Origin of the sequence: Pseudidiomarina piscicola (genome assembly GCF_902806985.1) — a bacterium.
GTDB classification, from domain to species: Bacteria; Pseudomonadota; Gammaproteobacteria; order Enterobacterales; family Alteromonadaceae; genus Pseudidiomarina; species Pseudidiomarina piscicola.
The window spans coordinates 725,005-742,665 of sequence record NZ_CADCXY010000001.1 but is presented as its reverse complement, the minus strand read 5'-3'; the positions used below and the strand labels follow the sequence as shown (position 1 = coordinate 742,665).

The following is a 17,661-nucleotide window of genomic DNA, read 5'->3' as shown; positions in this document are numbered from 1 at the left end:
CACCCGCCCACTATGTGGGAAACGACTGCCTAGGTCAATGCTTGGCGTTGCATTAGCAAGCGATGTTGCCCCGGCCCTAAGTAGTCTTTTTGTAAATCTAACTCAACAAAGTCAAGCGCTTGATAGAGTTGAATCGCTTGCGTGTTCGTCGGGTCTACGGTCAACTTAATGGTGCTAAAAGTGAGCTTCTCGACACAGCCGAGCCAGTGTTTCATCAACTTTTTACCAACACCTTGCCCTCGGTAGTCGTTGCTGACTAACACCGACATCAACCAAACAGTGTCATGCTCAGTTGCGGGTGCGCCCATGATGTAAGCAGCAGGCTGATCGTTACAGTAGGCAACCTGCAGCAACTCGGGCCATTGGTGCAGTGCTTGATAAAACAGCGGCTCGGGATACCCTTCACTAGCGTAGTGCTCAGTTTCGATAGTAGTGAGTGCTGCTAAATGCTCAGCTTTGGCAGCACCGAACGACCACTTCGACGAATTAATGGACACGGTCAAACTGCACGCTAAAGGTGACAGGTATTACGTAATCAATTCGCTCAAGACCCGCAATTTCACGTAGTTTGTTAATACCTTCAGCGAGTTGGAACTGACGACTGTTGATCAGTAGTGGTTGTGTTGTGGTTGCTCGCAAACGGTCCGTGCTTAGTCGCGTGATCTGCACGTTAGCATCTAACTGCGCGGTTTGGCCGGCAATAGTAACGGTTAATGGAATCACTGCTGGCACCGAAACTGTCGCGCTGGCGGCTCTGTAAATTGTCGCCGGTACGTCCGCGGTGGCACTCACCGTTGCAAACTCATTAGCCGAAAATAGATGTTCCAGCATGCGTTCATTACGGATAGCAATGGACGTGTCTAAACTTGCTACCGGAATTGAAATCCGCAGTTTCTCGCCCTTTAATTCACCGTTGAGTTGATTAAAGGTATGTGTTTCCGCGGTAAAATCATTTTTAACGGATACGAAGTTTAGGTTCGATTGCTCCGGGTCGAGCTGCCAAGTGTCAGCTCGCACCGGTGACAGGCTACCAAAGGTAAGAAGCAAAGCGACCAATGACGTACAAAACAGCGTCTTCAACATAAATAGACCTCGCATTCAGTGATTAATTAGTTAGCCACAGCATACCATAATTGCCCCGATAATAATGAGTGTCATTAAGATGCACGGTCAAAGTGAACCTTTTTTGTACAGTTAAACGTAAAACACATCGAACAACTAAAAGTCAGTCTACTAATTTAAATTACTGAGGAGTTTGTCATGTTAAATATCGTTTCAATGGGTAAATGGTTAGCAAGTGCTTTGTTGGTTGCCGCTATGTCGATGTCAGCGGCCGCACACAATCACGGTATGAAAAAGGACATTGTCGCTATCGCTGCCGCAGATGGGCAATTTTCGACTTTAGTTGCGGCAGTGAAAGCTGCTGACTTAGTAGAAACGTTGAAAGGAGAGGGGCCGTTTACGGTTTTTGCACCTACCAACGATGCTTTTGCCGCGTTACCTGAAGGTACGCTTGAGATGTTACTCAAACCAGAAAACAAAGGTCAGTTGCAGGCCGTGTTGACCTATCATGTACTGGGAGCAAAAGTCATGAGTGGTGATATCGCTGGAAAGGAATTGTCGACAGCAACAGTGCAAGGCGAGGAAGTAGCCATCGACGCAACCAATGGTGTGAATGTTGCTGGTGCGAACGTGGTTGCCGCGGATATTAAGGCGTCCAATGGTGTCATTCACGTTATCGACGCGGTAATTTTACCTCCATCAATGCGTTAAGAGTCAAGTTTTAGTTCAAATGGCACCGCCTGTTTCGACGGAGGGTGCCATTTTTGTCGACAATATTCGTTATACCACATTGAAATAACCCTTCTTAGCTTGTAAAATCAGTTGCAATTCTTCATGACTGTCGACAGTCGTCGATGTAACCGAAGGTTAAGTCTGTGACCAAGCATCCGAGCATCATGCGTCAAGCTATTACCGCTTCTGACCGCGTTCTTTATGAAATACAGCGGGCCATCGTTGAGGGTGATATTGCGGCTGGTAGTAAAATAAGCGAACCCGAATTGGCCAAACGCTTTGATGTAAGCCGAGCGCCGCTGCGTGAGGCGTTAGCGCGGCTTGAACGGTGCCATTTAATTGAGCGTACGCCGAATGCCGGAGCGCGAGTGGTGACGTTAACGCCCGCAGGACTCATCTCTTTATACCAAATTCGCGAAGAACTCGAAGGTTTAGCTTGTCGGCTTGCCGCCGAACAGATGCCTATTGAAGAAATTAATGAGTTGGCAGCCCTTCTCGATCAGCACCTTTCCAGTCAACGGGTGCGTGAAGGAGAAAGCTATTATCAAGAAGCGGGTGATCTCGACTTCCATTACCGAGTGATCCTCGGTAGTAAAAATTCTTACCTTATTAACATGCTTTGTGACGAACTCTACTATTTGGTGCGCATGTACCGAGTTCAAATGGGAATGAATGGACCGCGGGTGTCGCGTGCCTTCGATGAGCACAAAGCTATTCTTAATGCCATTGCGAATCGTGATGGGGAACTTGCGGATTTGCTGATGCGTCGCCATATAAGTGCATCACGCCGCAATATTGAACAACAACTTGCAAGCGAAAAGGACCAAGCATGACACACGTAAGCAGCGCTGGCGCTAAATTGCGCCAAGCGATTCAAACTGAAAGCCCATTGCAAATCGTCGGCACAATTAATGCGTACACGGCGATGATGGCGGAAAAAGTAGGCCATAAAGCTTTGTATTTATCTGGTGCCGGTGTGGCCAATGCCTCTTTTGGTCTGCCAGATCTTGGTATGACCTCGTTAAACGATGTGTGTGAAGACATTCGTCGGATCACTGGTGCCACCGACCTACCTTTGTTGGTCGATGCCGATACTGGCTGGGGTGGGGCATTTAATATTTCGCGCACCGTAAAAGAAATGACGCGAGCCGGTGCAGCGGGTTTCCATATTGAAGACCAGGTAGCGCAAAAACGTTGTGGCCATCGACCGAACAAAGAAATCGTCACCCAAGGTGAAATGGTTGACCGTGTGAAAGCCGCGGTAGATGCGCGCACTGACGATCAGTTTTTAATTATGGCGCGTACCGATGCACTGCAACAAGAAGGTCTTGAGGCCGCAATTGAACGTGCACAAGCGTGCGCTGATGCAGGCGCTGACGCTATTTTTGCCGAAGCGGTGCATACCCTTGAGCAATATGACGCCTTCACGAAAGCGCTAAATGTACCGGTTCTTGCTAACATTACCGAGTTTGGTGCAACGCCACTATTTAATAAACAAGAGCTGGGTGATGTTGGGGTAGAGATGGTGCTTTACCCGCTAAGTGCGTTCCGCGCGATGAACAAAGCTGCATTAAATGTTTACCAAAATATTTTAGCCAATGGCGATCAAAAAGAAGTGGTCGACACGATGCAAACGCGTGCGGAGTTATATGACTTTTTGAATTATCACGCGTTCGAACAAAAACTCGACGCATTGTTTAACAAGTAAAAAAAAGCGTTTTCCGTTATTCGTACGGTCGGCTTTGCCTCTCTGTTCGTACGCTCATATCATTCGCGATTCGGGGTTAACGAGCAGCGCAGCGGACGAGTGACGAACAGCGAAGCGTACGAAGAACGCATTTCGATTTAATCTAAGGAGTTAAAGATGGTAGATAAGAAATTAGGTGGCGCAGGATTGCGCGGACAAGTCGCCGGTGAAACAAAATTATGCACCGTTGGTAAAAGTGGTTCTGGCTTAACTTACTCTGGCTATGACATAAAAGAACTGGCTGAGAAAGTGAGCTTTGAAGAAGTTGCATACCTTTTGGCGCACGGTGAGTTGCCAAAAGCAGATGCTTTAGCTGCTTACAAGGGGCGTTTAGCAAAATTACGCGGCCTGCCACAAGAATTAAAAGACGTACTCGAGCGTATTCCTGCTGATGCGCATCCGATGGATGTCATGCGTACCGGTTGTTCATTTTTGGGTAACATTGAGCCAGAGGCAGACTTCAGCCACGCCGACGACAAAATTGAACGCCTGTTAGCAGCATTCCCAAGCATGCTGTTGTATTGGTACCACTTCAGTCACAACAATAAGCGTATTGAAACAGTCACAGACGCAGACTCGATTGGTGCGCACTTTCTCGAGCTGTTGCATGGTAAAAAGCCATCTCAGTTGCATGCTGATGTGATGAATACCTCGCTAATTTTGTATGCCGAGCATGAATTCAATGCGTCGACTTTTACCGCACGTGTTTGTGCGTCAACCTTGTCTGATATTTTCTCTTGTGTGACGGGCGCTATAGGTTCATTACGTGGGCCATTACATGGCGGTGCCAACGAAGCTGCGATGGAGCTCATCGAAGACATGAAAGATGCCGATGACGCTGAGCAAACGCTGATGGGTATGCTTGAACGTAAAGAAAAAATTATGGGCTTTGGGCATGCGGTTTATCGTGAGTTTGATCCGCGTAACGATATCATCAAAGCATGGTCAGAGAAGCTCGCTGAAGAAAATGGCGACAGCCGTTTATACGATGTATCGGTGCGTTGTGAAGAAGTCATGTGGCGTGAAAAGAAATTGTTCCCAAATGCTGACTTTTTCCATGCTTCTGCCTATCACTTCATGGGCATTCCAACCAAGCTATTTACGCCGATCTTCGTGATGTCGCGTGTCACCGGTTGGACCGCGCACGTGAAAGAGCAACGGGAAAATAACCGTATTATTCGTCCAAGTGCTGACTATATTGGACCAGAACCGCGTCCAGTACCTGCAATTGACGAACGCTAAAGGCCAATCGAATAGGAGTTTGTTGATGTATAACGAAGCGTATCGTACGCAGTTAGCGGGTACCTCTTTGATGTACTATGACACGCGTAAAGCGGTCGAGGACATTGAGCCCGGTGCCTATGCCAAGCTGCCGTATACCTCACGGATTTTGGCCGAAAACTTAGTGCGTCGGTGTGAGCCGGCGCAACTAACAGATGCCTTAAGCCAATTGATCTATCGTAAGAAAGACCTTGATTTCCCGTGGTATCCAGCACGCGTTGTGTGCCATGACATTCTAGGTCAAACGGCGTTGGTCGACTTGGCTGGGCTACGTGACGCCATTGCCGCCAAGGGCGGCGATCCGGCAAAGGTTAACCCTGTGGTACCAACGCAGTTGATCGTCGATCACTCGTTGGCCGTCGAGCACGCTGGTTTTGAGAAAGATGCGTTCGAGAAGAACCGCCAAATTGAAGACCGTCGCAACGATGACCGCTTTCACTTTATTAACTGGACCAAGACCGCTTTTAAGAACGTTGATGTAATTCCGCCAGGTAATGGCATCATGCATCAAATTAACTTAGAGAAGATGTCGCCGGTTGTGCAAGTACGCGATGGTGTGGCATTTCCAGATACCTGCGTAGGTACCGATAGCCATACACCAATGGTTGATGCGTTGGGCGTGATCTCGGTCGGTGTTGGTGGCTTAGAGGCTGAGAGTGTCATGCTGGGCCGCGCGTCCTACATGCGCTTACCGGATATCGTTGGGGTTGAGCTGCGCGGGAAATTACAGCCAGGCATTACCAGCACAGATATGGTACTGGCATTGACTGAGTTCTTACGTAAAGAACGCGTGGTCGGTGCTTACTTGGAGTTCTATGGTGAGGGAGCGGATGCTCTAACGGTCGGTGACCGTGCAACGATTTCAAATATGACGCCAGAGTATGGCGCCACCGCAGCCATGTTCTACATTGATGAACAAACCATCGACTATTTGAAGATTACTGGCCGTGAAGACGAGCAAGTACAATTGGTTGAGCAATTTGCCAAAGAAACGGGCTTATGGGCCGATAGCCTTAAGACTGCTGAGTATGGCCGAATTTTGACGTTTGACCTTAGTAAAGTTCAACGTAACTTGGCTGGACCTTCGAACCCGCATGCACTCTTACCCTCGTCGGAACTGGCGCAACGTGGTATTTCAGGCAAAGTAGAAAATGAAGAAGGTTTGATGCCTGATGGGGCGTGTATTATTGCCGCAATTACCAGTTGTACGAATACCAGCAACCCACGCAATATGATTGCCGCAGGTTTGATCGCACGCAACGCCAATAAGCTTGGTTTAACTCGTAAACCCTGGGTGAAATCATCACTGGCACCGGGCTCGAAGACCGTTAAAATGTATCTCGAAGAAGCCGAGCTATTACCGGAATTAGAACAACTTGGTTTTGGTGTGGTGGCCTTTGCATGTACAACCTGTAACGGTATGAGCGGCGCCTTGGACCCGAAAATCCAGCAGGAAATTATTGACCGCGATCTTTATTCAACCGCTGTATTGTCAGGCAACCGAAATTTTGACGGCCGCATTCATCCGTACGCCAAGCAAGCCTTCCTTGCCTCACCGCCGTTGGTGGTGGCCTATGCAATTGCTGGAACCATGCGTTTTGACATCGAAAAAGATGCTCTTGGTTATGACGAGCAGGGCAACGCCGTTACTCTGAAAGACATTTGGCCAAGTGATGAAGAAATCGATGCGATCGTTAAAAGCTCTGTGAAGCCAGAACAATTCCGCACCGTCTATGATCCGATGTTTAGTTTATCCGTGGACTACGGCGACAAAACAGATCCACTCTACGATTGGCGTGAGATGAGTACCTACATTCGTCGTCCGCCGTATTGGGAAGGATCATTTGCCTCTGAGAACCAACTCAAAGGCATGCGTGCACTGGCAGTGTTAGGCGATAACATCACCACCGATCACCTGTCACCTTCGAACGCCATTATGGCTTCAAGCGCTGCCGGTGAGTACTTAGCAAAAATGGGTGTGCCCGAGGAAGACTTTAACTCTTACGCAACCCATCGCGGTGATCACTTGACCGCACAGCGAGCGACGTTTGCGAATCCGAAACTGTTTAACGAAATGGTTCGTGATGAAAAAGGTGACGTGGTACAGGGCTCGTATGCTCGTGTTGAGCCTGAAGGTGAAGTAATGCGTATGTGGGAAGCGATTGAAACCTACATGGAACGCAAGCAACCGTTAATCATTATTGCGGGCGCAGACTACGGTCAAGGCTCTTCACGAGACTGGGCTGCGAAAGGGGTCCGTTTAGCGGGCGTCGAGTGTATCGTAGCAGAAGGCTTTGAACGTATTCACCGTACCAACTTAATTGGTATGGGGGTATTACCGCTGGAGTTTGAAGCAGGTACGACACGCGAGACCTTAGGTATTGATGGTACCGAAACGTTCGACGTCAAAGGAGCGATAGCGCCAGGTGCGATGATGACGTTGCTGATTCATCGTGGTGATGAAGTGTTTGAAGTCGCCGTGAAATGTCGTCTAGATACTGCAGAAGAACAATCGATTTACGAAGCTGGTGGTGTGCTACAACGCTTTGCCCAAGACTTTCTAGAAGCTGAGGCAAGCTAAGTAATGAGCACTGATAACTTTGTTCCGCAAATCAAAATACCCGCCACCTATATGCGTGGCGGGACCTCGAAAGGCGTCTTCTTTCGTCTCGATGATCTTCCTGCAGCTGCTCAGCAACCGGGGCCAGCGCGCGACCAACTGTTATTGCGTGTGATTGGTAGCCCAGACCCTTATGCGAAGCATACGGACGGTATGGGGGGAGCAACCTCAAGTACGAGTAAGACAGTCATTCTATCGGCCAGTGACAAAGCTGATCACGATGTTGATTACCTTTTTGGTCAAGTAGCGATTGATAAGCCGTTTATTGATTGGAGTGGTAACTGCGGCAACTTAACCGCCGCGGTAGGTTCGTTCGCAATTAGCAACGGACTGGTCGATGCCAAACGGTTACCCAAAGACGGTATTTGCACTGTACGAATCTGGCAAGCCAATATCGAAAAGACGATCGTTGCGAAAGTACCGATGCGCAATGGTGAGGTACAAGAAACCGGTGACTTCGAGTTAGACGGTGTGACCTTTCCTGCCGCCGAGGTACAGGTTGAGTTCATGGAGCCGGCTGCTGGTGCTGGTGCGATGTTCCCAACTGGCAATGTGGTTGATAGTTTTGACGTGCCAGGGCTTGGGCAAATTGAGGCGACCTTCATCAATGCCGGTATTCCAACGATATTTGTGAACGCTGAGGCCATTGGTTATCACGGCACTGAACTACAAGGTGCGATTAACGAAAGCCCGCAGGCACTGCAGATGTTTGAAAGTCTTCGTGCCCACGGTGCCATGAAAATGGGGTTGATTGACGATGTGGCCGACGCTGTTCATCGCCAACATACGCCAAAAATCGCGTTTGTGGCACCACCACAAGACTATTTAGCTTCAAGTGGTAAGCAGATCCATGCGACTGACGTTGATGTGCTCGTGCGCGCCATGTCGATGGGTAAGCTACATCATGCAATGATGGGAACCGCTGCGGTTGCTATTGCCGCTGCCGCTGCTGTACCAGGTACGTTAGTGAACTTAGCTGCCGGTGGTGGTGAGCGCAACTCGATTCGTTTTGGCCATCCGTCGGGTACCTTACAAGTGGGTGCAGAAGCCAAGCAAGAGGGCACTGAATGGACGGTAACTAAGGCGATTATGAGCCGTAGTGCGCGGGTGTTAATGGAAGGCAATGTTCGTGTTCCAGGCGACTGTTTTTAAATGCCAATAAAAGCGCCAAAGAAGTGCCCTTGTGGTGGTGGTTTATATCGCAAGTGCTGTGGTCGGTTTCACCCGCAAAGTGCGGGTGAGCCGATGCTACCGAGTTCGCCTGAACTGTTAATGCGCTCGAGGTATTCGGCCTTTGTGCTGGAGCTTCGAGATTACTTACTTGCGACCTGGCATGCCTCAACACGACCGCAACAGCTCGACTTTTCAGATAACCCTCAATGGGTGCAACTGCAAATTATTTCCAGTGGCCAACATGGAAACCAAGGCACCGTTCACTTCCGTGCGTTTTTCCAAGTTGACCACGACATTTTAGTGCACGACGAACACTCAGAGTTTCGTGCAGAGCAGGGCCGCTGGTTCTACTTAAGGGCAAAAAACTTACCATAAGTGGCACAACGCCACAGCCATTCACAGGGGCCGTAGTTGTAACGATCAAGCCACCACTTGCTGAATGGAATTTGAACTAACCAAAGGACCACTGCTGCAAGAGTCGTGAGCGCGCGTCCATATTCACCGTAAAAACCTATGGCATAGCCATAGAATAAGGTCGTGAAAATAATCGAATGTAGCAGGTAGTTCGTCAGTGCCATACGCCCCGCAGGTGCCAAATGTTGTAACCAATGTTGGCGTTTTGCGCGGTGGGCTGCCCGCAGCGCTAAAGCGATGATCGACATGTACGCAAAGCAAAGTCCGAAGTTAGCAACTTGAGTGAGGGTAAAGCCTATGGCCGAATCGATTGACGGTGTCATCATTTCAATATTGGTACCGTAGAAACCGACATACAGGGCTGAGGGTAAGCCAAAAATAAGCCCCCAACGCAGAAGGTTTTTATAGGCCATGGGGCGCCGATCAAAACTGGTAAACACACCGCTACGAGCAAAGGCGGCACCGATTAAGAAAATACCCAAGATTGTTGGCAAAAAGAAAAAGCCGCCACCACCGTAGAGCATGGCAAGCTCCGCCAACCGAGCATGGAAAACGTCCCCATAGCTACCACTCGCGTAAGCTTGTTCTGAGCTTGCGATTAAACCGTGAAGAAGGTCTGTTGTTTGCTGTTGGTCGGCAACCAGTTGTTGCGCCATATCAGGTGATTGCATTGCGAAATGCAAACCGACGGCGCCTAACCAAAACATTAGCAGCGGTAGTAGAAACAGTGCTAAGCCCCATTTCCAAAGGCGTGCGGCACTGCTGTTGATAAAGAGTAATAGAAAGAGCCCGGCGATGGCATACGTGAGTAGAATATCACCGCCCCAGATAAATAGGATATGACCAAGCCCAAACAGCGCAAGCACGCACAAGCGACGGAAGAACAACCAGCGAGGGTGCTTATGGTTTTGCTTTGCGCGGTCGTAAAAAATCACAAAGCCGATACCGAAAAGTAACGAAAACATGGTGTAGAACTTGCCTTGAACAAAAGTAAAAACCGTCCAGGCAACACTATGGTCAAGACCTTGAAGGCTACTATCGAAGCCGAACATCATTGCCGTTAATGGACGTTGGAAATATTCAATGTTCATCAAGAGTATGCCAAGCAAAGCAAAACCACGGATAACATCGAGCATATATATACGCTCGTTAGAGCTGATAGGTTGGGTCATATGAGTCATGAAGGTTCTCTTTTATAGTTTTTATTTTTTGCGGTTTAATCGTAGTTCTAATGTGGCAAATTACAAATTTAATATGTTTGTTTTACCAGCGTAGCTTGCCGTCATGAATGGCAGCATAGAGCTCTGCGTTTAACCGTTGGTAGCCTTGTTGCGGGTCAACCAAAACATACACAGGATCATCAACGTCGCTCATTGAAAAGCTTTCGCGCTTAAGCTGGCCCTTTCGAACCTTGAAAGTGCTCGTAAGATCATGATTTTCACGCAGTCGCACGAACAAGGGCAAGGCATAATCGGGGAGTTGTGCTTTAAGGTGTTGATAAAAAGCTTGCGGCTTAAAATCTCGGCCTTGTTGAAGAATTAAAGACACCATGCCGGCACGCCCTTCAGTGTGCGGCACCTTGACACCATAGACAACGGCTTCAAGCACGTCTTTAAAGGTAACGACCTGAGCTTCAACTTCTGTGGTCGCGACGTTTTCAGATTTCCAACGAAACGTATCGCCCACGCGATCAACGAACGAAATGTGGCGATAACCTTGTCGGCGAACCAGATCACCGGTGTTAAACCAGCAATCGCCGCGCTTGAAGACATCATGAAACAGTTTGCCTCTGTTGGCGTTTTCATCATGGGTATAGCCATCAAATGGTGCTTTCGCGGAAACTTGCGTAAGTAGTAGTCCAATGTCGCCTTTCGCTACTTTTTGCAAACGGCCATGGCTATCTCGTCGAGGCGTTTCATGGTCAAAATCAAATTTTACGATGGCGTAAGTCATTGGCGAGAAACCAACCGTACGCTTTAGATTGAAGGCATTTACAAAGCCAACGTTACCTTCACTTGCACCATACAATTCGCAAACGCGCGGAATGGCAAAACGTTGTTGAAATTGGTCCCAGAGCTCGGGACGTAAACCATTGCCGAGCACTGAGCGTACTGGACTGTCCGCATCTGCCTGCTTAGCAGGCTGTTGCAGCAAGTAACGACAGAGCTCACCAACATAAACAAAGCAGGTGGCATGGAACCGTTTGATATCGTTCCAAAAGTTACTGGCACTAAACTTTTCCACTAAGGCTAAGCTACTGCCAGTCATAATTACTGAACTTAGAGCAATCGACAGTGCGGTATTGTGATGCAGTGGCAGGCAGTTATAGAGGGTATCATTGGCTTTTAAGCCAATAGACATTCGGCCAAAACCGATGCCTGCCTTGTACCATCGTAAATGCGTCATCGCGGCGGCTTTAGGTAAGCCAGTGGTTCCTGATGTTAGAACATAGAAACAGTTCTGGCCGAGGGTCAACGAGGCGGTTAACTTGGGGTTCTCGCAACGTTCAGGTTTGATATAAGAGCAGATATCAACGTAGCGCGTGGAATCACCCTCAACTGGGCTTTCTGGCAAAGCTTTTGCATTAAAGCGAATGAAGCTCAGCTGTATAGCAGCAGGCAAACTGTGTGCTACTTGATTAACTTGCGCTGCAAATTCTGAGCTGGCGATGACCAGTTTAGGTTGCACCACGTTAATGCTATGAATCAGTTGCTGCGCCTGTTGCTGAGGGTTCAGCATCGCGGCAACGGCCCCCAGCTTATTGAGGGCAAAGGCCCAGGCTAACTGCTCTGCTGAATTTTTAAAAAGTAGACCGACACAGTCACCTTGAGTAATACCGTAAGCGTGCAATGCGTGGGCTCGTTGATTGACCCATTGATTGAAATCACCATAACTCAAATGCATCAATGCGCCGTTAGTGCCGGGCGAGATATACTTTAAAAATGTACGCGTGGGGTGCCGCTCCGCAGCGCATTGTAAAAAGTATCCGGTTGAACCTCGTTGATGTTTTTTAGCGCGAGCAATCTGCGCAAGGGTAAGCACGAAACGCGGCAAGCGCGGAGTAAAGCGCAGCAGAGCTATGATGATATCTAACCAAGAAAAAGTGGTTTGTTGTTTTTGTTGTACCATTTTTATTTTGGGTTTTAGGCCATCCAAATGATCGGTTAATTCGTATTCTGTACCAAATTCACTAAGATAGAAATGCGATGTCAGAAAATAGTCGGTTAGAAAGTGATGTATCTCGTATTATTGAAATGGCGTGGGAAGATCGCACGCCATTTGAGGCAATTGAACAGCTCTACGGGCTAAACGAGTCTGCGGTGGTAACTCTGATGCGCCGCGAGCTCAAGCCAAGCTCTTATAGGCTGTGGCGAAAGCGAGTGAATGGACGTGTAACGAAGCACCAAAAACTTCGTCACCCAGATATAAACAGAGGCTTTTGCCCAACTCAATACAAACAAAAATAGAGGCCATATAATGTCGTTAATGAAACAAGTTGGCGGACTGCTTGGGTGGTTAGCTTTATCCTTCATTGTTGCTGGAATTGGTGGTTGGGGCTCAGCAAATGCACCGGTATTCTATCGTGAACTGATGTTACCAGAGTGGGCGCCACCGGCATGGTTGTTTGGGCCGGTTTGGACAGCTCTTTATACGATGATGGGCGTCGCTGCCTGGCTGGTATGGCGTGAGTTTGGCTTCACTGGAGCAGCGAAACGGGCGTTACAAGTAAACCTTGTGCAACTCGCACTTAATATGCTTTGGAGCTGGCTGTTCTTTGCTTGGTATTTAGGCGCCGTTAGCTTTGTCGAAATTATCGTTCTGTGGTTCGCGATCGTCACCACCATAGTGCTCTATTGGCGATTAAATAGAGCTGCGGCCATTCTATTATTGCCGTATTTAGCGTGGGTTAGTTTTGCCATGGCCTTGAATTACAGTATTTGGCAGTTAAATCCTTACGTTTTATAAGCACTGCAAAAGTAGCGTAAAGCACCTTTTACGTAGATTTGTCTTCGCTATAGTGAAGGTGAATCGAAACAGGAGGTGCATATGATTAACCTACGTTTAGTAAGCTTAATTGCCGGTATGGCTGCAGTTACTTTTGGACCAGCTGTGGTTGCGGCAAATTTTGAACCGCAAGCAACAAGCAATGAAAGCACGGTTGAATCTGCCGAAGGCTACATGAGTGATGCTGCGATTACCACTAAAGTGAAGTCTACGATTTTGGCGAGCGATGCCCTTAACGTGCTTGAAATCAACGTCGAAACTAGCAACGGCGTAGTGCAACTGAGTGGTTTTGTTGCCCAAGAAGAAGATATCGATACCGCAGCGCGTGTTGCGCTTAGTGTCGAAGGAGTAAAAGATGTCAAAAATGACATCAAGGTAAAGTCCGACGCTTCTTAGTCTAAGCCTGACCTCAACGAGGTCTCTCCCGCGAAGACGTCCCCGCACAAAATTTGTGCGGGGTTTTTCGTTTTAAGTGCCACAAAAAGTCCGTTTAACTTGCTGCTCTTGGTTTGCCGGACGCATAAATTCGCTGGCCTCGGGCTGTTCAACGAACGGGCTCTGCCACAGGTGTTGCAAGCGATTAAATAGCTCGAGAGAACCATCGTTTGTTGCCTCACTTATGGCCGCTTCAATTAAGTGATTACGAGGGATATAGGCCGGATTGACGCTATTTAAAGCAACTGATGCATCCGCCGCTGTGGGGTGTTGCTGAGCGAGGGCCTGGCGCCACCGCTGATACCAATCTTGCCAGTCTTGATGCTGCTGAAAAAGCTCTGCACTACGAATGTTGTCTGCATCGCCTAAAAAACGAAAGGCGAGGGTGAAATCAACTTGCTGTTGTTGCATAAGGTCAAGGTAGTCTTCGAGCAGTTGCTGTGTTGCCGCGTCGCTGGCGCTAAGTCCCAGTTTGGCGGACATCTGTTTGCTGTAGTAACGCTGGTAAACGGCATCAAAATTCTCAACGGCAGCAGTCGCTCGAGCAATTGCTGTATCGGGGTCTTGGTCAATGAGCGGCAGCAGAGTTTCAGCAAAGCGAGCCAGGTTCCACATCGCAATCGCAGGCTGGTTTTGATAACTGTAACGACCACGTCGGTCGATTGAGCTAAACACCTGCGCTGGGTCATAGGCCTCCATAAATGCACAGGGACCATAGTCAATGGTTTCGCCAGATAAGGTCATGTTGTCAGTGTTCATCACCCCATGAATAAAACCCAGGCTCATCCATTTTGCGATTAACGAGGCTTGGCGATCGATAACGGCGGTTAGTAAGGCTAAATAGGGAGAATTTTCCGCAGCACAGTGCGGGTAATGACGCTCAATAACGTAATCGGCAAAGCGCTGAAGTAGCTCGCGGTCTTTATGTGCTGCAACAAACTGCGCGGTGCCTACCCGCAAATGACTGCTGGCGACACGGGTTAAAATGGCGCCCGGCTGCGCATGTTCACGTTGCACCATCTCACCCGTAGCAATCGCGGCAAGAGCACGGGTTGTGGGAACCTCGAGTCGGTGCATGGCCTCACTTACCAAGTATTCACGGAGCACTGGCCCCAGCGGTGAGCGACCATCACCACCTCGCGAGTAGGGGGTGCGGCCTGAACCTTTAAGTTGAATGTCAAAACGCGACCCTTGATGGTCCAAAACCTCGCTTAGTAAGACAGCTCTACCATCCCCTAGTTGCGGAACAAAGTTACCAAATTGGTGCCCTGCATAAGCCAAGGCAGTGGGCTGCGCCCAATCAGGAACGGCGGTGCCAGAAAAGGTCGCTAAGCCAGCTGCCCCAGAGAGAGCACTTTGAGGCAGCTGCAACTGTTTGGCCAAGGGTTCATTAAAGGCGATCCATTGTGGATTCAGAACCTTGGTCGGTGAACATGATGAACTCAATCGCGCGTCAAGTTCGGCATAGCTGTTTTCAGGCTGGAAAGGCATTCATTATAACCTCTTACTGCGTTTGATTTCGGCAGTGTAACACAGCATGTCGAAGCATGAATGAGCCGCGTCAGGTGACCGCAGCACCTATCAAACTTAATGTTGCAGCGTCAGCATCCAGCTCAACCACATGTCCTACGGGCAGGATGTGATTATCGCGGATATGCCCAAATTGGGCACCCGTATAAGTAGGTACGCCTAAAGGTTTGAAATAGTGCTCGAAAATTTCGTGCAAGGTAAAGCTGCCAAAGCCGCCGCCCGGGTCGCATTCAGTACAGTGACCGAAGACAATTCCGGCGACACCCTCTAGATGTCCTGCGAGTTGCAGCTGTGATAAAAAGCGATCGATACGATAAATGGACTCTCCGACATCTTCGAGCATTAAGATCTTGCCTTTGAGGTCAGGGAAGTACTCGGTACCGCATAAGCTGGTTAGAACGGTTAAGTTTCCCCCAACCAGTACGCCCTGTGCTTTACCACCGGTGACTGTGGTAGTGCGGTTGGTCATCATTGTTAGCGTTTCTTCTTTTTCTTTATAGTTGCGCATCGTGGTGGCTTTACCGGCCATGATGACATCTTTGAATTGCTGTGCCTGAAAATCAGCCCAATAAGAGAAGCCATTAGGGCCGTGAAACGATGCCATACCTGTTTTCACATAAAGCGCATTCATCAATGAAGTGATATCACTGTAGCCAAGTAGCACTTTGTTGTTTTGTTTAATCATTGGGTAATCAAGCAATGGCAATATGCGGTTACAACCCCAGCCGCCACGTACCGCAATTACTGCATCGACTGCGTCGTCGGCGAAGGCGGCGTTGACATCCTCGGCACGTTCTTCGTCCGTTCCCGACAAGTAACCGTGGCGACCAAAAACATAATTACCGAGCTGCACTTTGAAACCGAGCTGTTCAAAAGTTTCTTTGGCAATCATCACATGGTGGCGGTCTTGCACGGCACTGGCTGGGGCAACCATACGAACGGTATCGCCGGTCTTAAGACGTTTAGGTAAACGTCCAGCGCCAAGTGCTGAGCTTCCACCTGCAAACGGCGATGCGGCAAGTTGGGAAGGTGACATAAATTGGGTAGCGACGGCCCCAGCAGCGAGGGTTTTCATGAAAGATCTGCGATCCATGATAAAGGTACCTTTTATTAGTCTTAGATTTGTGCCTGTTGAACGTACGAAGGTTGACCTTACCTCTGGCCAACCGCTAACCTCAATCCTAGTAATAATTTATTAGTAATTGAACCCTGAGATGCAATAAAAAATGAAAAAACTTCTGCTACCCTTTGTTTTAGCGACATTAAGCTATAGTTCTCTCGCTACTCAGCCAGCCTTTGCACATGACCCAAACAGTGAAAGTGAACATCATCACCATCATGGGCATGAGCTTGATATGCTGCCCGGTTTAGCAAAACAACAGGTACGCTTTGCAGACATCGAACCGTTCATAGAGCAGTTTCAGCAAAGCAACGTATTTCAAGTTGCACAAGTTGGCCAGTCTTATCAGGGGCGACCGATTTATCGGTTTAGCGTTGGCAACGGCGAGACGGTTGTCCTGATGTGGTCGCAAATGCACGGTGATGAATCTACGGCGACACCGGCGTTGTTCGATCTGATGCATAAAATTGCGAGTGATACGGATTGGCGTAACAGCTGGAGTGATAAGTTAACGATTCATATGATCCCTATGCTTAACCCAGATGGTGCTGAGTTAGCGCAACGCTACAACGTGCAGGGTATTGATGTGAATCGCGATGCCCAAGCATTACAAACGCCTGAAGGGCAAACGTTAATGGCTCAAGGGCAACAGCTGGAGCCGGATTTTGGCTTCAATTTGCACGATCAAAGCCGCTATTACGAAGTAGGTAACACTGGCAAAGCAGCGACTATTTCGGTTTTGGCGCCGGCTTTTAATCATGCCAAAGACATCAACCCAAGCCGAGCCCGGGCGATGAAGCTCATTGGTAAGTTAAGCGAGGTCACTGATGCGCTAATACCAGGGCATGTGGGTCGCTACAATGATACCTTCGCCCCACGTGCATTTGGCGACAACTTCTCGGCCATGGGTATTAGCACGATATTAATAGAGTCAGGTGCCTATGCAAACGATCCAAATCGCCAAAAAGCCCGCGCGGTGAACGGCGCCATGCTAGTGGCGGGCATCGATAGCATTGCGAAGCAGGACTATCAAGACGTTACATTAGAGCCTTACCATGCGATTCCGATGAACAACTCAAATAGTTTCAAAGACGTTATTTTCGATGCGGTGACCATCGTCGATGGCGCGCATCAGTATCAGCTTGATATTGGTATTAACCGCAGTACCGATGCGCGGCAAAGCGGAACCATTCGCGAAGTCGGTGATTTGTCCGTATTCCCTGCGTTTGAACGTTACGATGCTGGTGCTTTGACGTATCAAGCAGGCGCTGCGTATCGCATTCCTGAAACGGGACTTGAGCTGTCGCACCATGAGTATCTGAAATTAATCAAAGGTGGCTTCACTCATTTTACCGGTGATGCTGACCAGCTAAATGTCACGTCGCATCTGCCGGTTGTAGTTAATCCAGTCACGGTCCCTGGATCACGCCCCCAACAACGACAAAGTGCAACCTTCTTGCTGCAACAGCAAGGCAAGGTCGCAATTGCCGTGTTGGCGGGGGTGGTCATTCACTTCAACTGATTTTGGGCATCACTTTGGCT

Annotated in this window: 17 protein-coding genes; 11 read left to right on the top strand and 6 right to left on the bottom strand. The window is 48.8% G+C overall.

The window, feature by feature from the left end; translation table 11 throughout:
• Window positions 1-29: 29 nt before the first annotated feature.
• A complete protein-coding gene (locus PSI9734_RS03700) occupies window positions 30-497 on the bottom strand; it encodes a GNAT family N-acetyltransferase (RefSeq protein ID WP_173919746.1) in 468 nt (155 codons plus the stop codon).
• A complete protein-coding gene (locus PSI9734_RS03695; protein ID WP_173919745.1) occupies window positions 487-1,083 on the bottom strand; it encodes a YceI family protein in 597 nt (198 codons plus the stop codon). Before PSI9734_RS03695 ends, PSI9734_RS03700 begins: the two co-directional genes overlap by 11 nt.
• A 195-nt stretch (window positions 1,084-1,278) precedes the next feature.
• On the opposite strand from PSI9734_RS03695, the gene PSI9734_RS03690 reads away from it, so the two are divergent.
• The 7 genes from PSI9734_RS03690 (at window position 1,279) to PSI9734_RS03660 (ending at window position 8,990) form a co-directional block, all read left to right on the top strand.
• Window positions 1,279-1,773 (top strand): fasciclin domain-containing protein, encoded by a 495-nt coding sequence (locus tag PSI9734_RS03690; protein WP_173919977.1) that lies wholly within the window; start codon window positions 1,279-1,281, stop codon window positions 1,771-1,773.
• A gap of 185 nt (window positions 1,774-1,958) precedes the next feature.
• A complete protein-coding gene (locus PSI9734_RS03685) occupies window positions 1,959-2,627 on the top strand; it encodes a GntR family transcriptional regulator (RefSeq protein ID WP_173919976.1) in 669 nt (222 codons plus the stop codon).
• Window positions 2,624-3,502 carry a methylisocitrate lyase gene (gene prpB / locus PSI9734_RS03680; RefSeq protein ID WP_173919744.1) on the top strand — a complete coding sequence of 293 codons (879 nt, stop codon included), beginning with the start codon at window positions 2,624-2,626 and terminating at the stop codon, window positions 3,500-3,502. The genes PSI9734_RS03685 and prpB overlap by 4 nt, the downstream gene beginning before the upstream one ends.
• Window positions 3,503-3,658: 156 nt before the next feature.
• Entirely contained in the window at window positions 3,659-4,783 is a 1,125-nt protein-coding gene (gene prpC / locus PSI9734_RS03675; RefSeq protein WP_173919743.1) for a bifunctional 2-methylcitrate synthase/citrate synthase, read from the top strand.
• Window positions 4,784-4,808: 25 nt separating this feature from the next.
• Window positions 4,809-7,403, top strand: coding sequence for a Fe/S-dependent 2-methylisocitrate dehydratase AcnD (gene acnD, locus PSI9734_RS03670; RefSeq protein WP_173919742.1), 2,595 nt, complete (start codon window positions 4,809-4,811; stop codon window positions 7,401-7,403).
• A 3-nt stretch (window positions 7,404-7,406) separates the two neighbouring features.
• On the top strand, window positions 7,407-8,594 hold the full coding sequence (prpF, locus tag PSI9734_RS03665; RefSeq protein WP_173919741.1) for a 2-methylaconitate cis-trans isomerase PrpF: 1,188 nt from the start codon (window positions 7,407-7,409) through the stop codon (window positions 8,592-8,594).
• The gene (locus tag PSI9734_RS03660; RefSeq protein WP_173919740.1) at window positions 8,595-8,990 is read left to right on the top strand and encodes a YchJ family protein; all 396 of its coding nucleotides are present in this window, start codon (window positions 8,595-8,597) and stop codon (window positions 8,988-8,990) included.
• Here PSI9734_RS03660 and PSI9734_RS03655 read toward each other — a convergent pair.
• Complete coding sequence (locus PSI9734_RS03655) at window positions 8,963-10,210, bottom strand: DUF418 domain-containing protein (protein ID WP_173919739.1); 1,248 nt, start codon at window positions 10,208-10,210, stop codon at window positions 8,963-8,965. The genes PSI9734_RS03660 and PSI9734_RS03655 overlap by 28 nt on opposite strands.
• Window positions 10,211-10,292: 82 nt before the next feature.
• Entirely contained in the window at window positions 10,293-12,158 is a 1,866-nt protein-coding gene (locus PSI9734_RS03650) for a long-chain-acyl-CoA synthetase (RefSeq protein WP_173919738.1), read from the bottom strand.
• 77 nt (window positions 12,159-12,235) lie between these two features.
• Between PSI9734_RS03650 and PSI9734_RS03645 the strand changes: the two genes are divergently transcribed.
• The 3 genes from PSI9734_RS03645 to PSI9734_RS03635 all read left to right on the top strand — a co-directional run bounded on the left by PSI9734_RS03645 (window position 12,236) and on the right by PSI9734_RS03635 (window position 13,430).
• Window positions 12,236-12,496 (top strand): TIGR03643 family protein, encoded by a 261-nt coding sequence (locus PSI9734_RS03645; protein ID WP_173919737.1) that lies wholly within the window; start codon window positions 12,236-12,238, stop codon window positions 12,494-12,496.
• A 10-nt stretch (window positions 12,497-12,506) separates the two neighbouring features.
• Window positions 12,507-12,995 (top strand): TspO/MBR family protein, encoded by a 489-nt coding sequence (locus PSI9734_RS03640; RefSeq protein ID WP_173919736.1) that lies wholly within the window; start codon window positions 12,507-12,509, stop codon window positions 12,993-12,995.
• An 81-nt stretch (window positions 12,996-13,076) separates the two neighbouring features.
• Window positions 13,077-13,430 carry a BON domain-containing protein gene (locus tag PSI9734_RS03635; protein ID WP_173919735.1) on the top strand — a complete coding sequence of 118 codons (354 nt, stop codon included), beginning with the start codon at window positions 13,077-13,079 and terminating at the stop codon, window positions 13,428-13,430.
• Between the two features lie 72 nt (window positions 13,431-13,502).
• Here PSI9734_RS03635 and PSI9734_RS03630 read toward each other — a convergent pair whose 3' ends face one another.
• Window positions 13,503-14,960, bottom strand: a complete 1,458-nt coding sequence (locus tag PSI9734_RS03630; RefSeq protein ID WP_173919734.1) for a protein adenylyltransferase SelO — start codon at window positions 14,958-14,960, stop codon at window positions 13,503-13,505.
• Between the two features lie 70 nt (window positions 14,961-15,030).
• A complete protein-coding gene (locus PSI9734_RS03625) occupies window positions 15,031-16,092 on the bottom strand; it encodes a S66 peptidase family protein (RefSeq protein ID WP_173919733.1) in 1,062 nt (353 codons plus the stop codon).
• Between the two features lie 133 nt (window positions 16,093-16,225).
• On the opposite strand from PSI9734_RS03625, the gene PSI9734_RS03620 reads away from it, so the two are divergent.
• A complete protein-coding gene (locus PSI9734_RS03620) occupies window positions 16,226-17,641 on the top strand; it encodes a M14 family metallopeptidase (protein WP_173919732.1) in 1,416 nt (471 codons plus the stop codon).
• Window positions 17,642-17,661: the final 20 nt, after the last annotated feature.

Bases quoted from the DNA above. Each gene is read 5' to 3' on its own strand.
- prpC (WP_173919743.1), top strand. From the start codon at position 3,659: ATGGTAGATAAGAAATTAGGTGGCGCAGGATTGCGCGGACAAGTCGCC.
- PSI9734_RS03690 (WP_173919977.1), top strand. From the start codon at position 1,279: ATGGGTAAATGGTTAGCAAGTGCTTTGTTGGTTGCCGCTATGTCGATG.
- PSI9734_RS03640 (WP_173919736.1), top strand. From the start codon at position 12,507: ATGTCGTTAATGAAACAAGTTGGCGGACTGCTTGGGTGGTTAGCTTTA.
- PSI9734_RS03685 (WP_173919976.1), top strand. From the start codon at position 1,959: ATGCGTCAAGCTATTACCGCTTCTGACCGCGTTCTTTATGAAATACAG.
- acnD (WP_173919742.1), top strand. From the start codon at position 4,809: ATGTATAACGAAGCGTATCGTACGCAGTTAGCGGGTACCTCTTTGATG.
- PSI9734_RS03630 (WP_173919734.1), bottom strand. From the start codon at position 14,960: ATGCCTTTCCAGCCTGAAAACAGCTATGCCGAACTTGACGCGCGATTG.
- prpF (WP_173919741.1), top strand. From the start codon at position 7,407: ATGAGCACTGATAACTTTGTTCCGCAAATCAAAATACCCGCCACCTAT.
- PSI9734_RS03620 (WP_173919732.1), top strand. From the start codon at position 16,226: ATGAAAAAACTTCTGCTACCCTTTGTTTTAGCGACATTAAGCTATAGT.
- PSI9734_RS03660 (WP_173919740.1), top strand. From the start codon at position 8,595: ATGCCAATAAAAGCGCCAAAGAAGTGCCCTTGTGGTGGTGGTTTATAT.
- PSI9734_RS03655 (WP_173919739.1), bottom strand. From the start codon at position 10,210: ATGACTCATATGACCCAACCTATCAGCTCTAACGAGCGTATATATATG.
- PSI9734_RS03625 (WP_173919733.1), bottom strand. From the start codon at position 16,092: ATGGATCGCAGATCTTTCATGAAAACCCTCGCTGCTGGGGCCGTCGCT.
- PSI9734_RS03635 (WP_173919735.1), top strand. From the start codon at position 13,077: ATGATTAACCTACGTTTAGTAAGCTTAATTGCCGGTATGGCTGCAGTT.
- PSI9734_RS03650 (WP_173919738.1), bottom strand. From the start codon at position 12,158: ATGGTACAACAAAAACAACAAACCACTTTTTCTTGGTTAGATATCATC.
- prpB (WP_173919744.1), top strand. From the start codon at position 2,624: ATGACACACGTAAGCAGCGCTGGCGCTAAATTGCGCCAAGCGATTCAA.
- PSI9734_RS03645 (WP_173919737.1), top strand. From the start codon at position 12,236: ATGTCAGAAAATAGTCGGTTAGAAAGTGATGTATCTCGTATTATTGAA.
- PSI9734_RS03695 (WP_173919745.1), bottom strand. From the start codon at position 1,083: ATGTTGAAGACGCTGTTTTGTACGTCATTGGTCGCTTTGCTTCTTACC.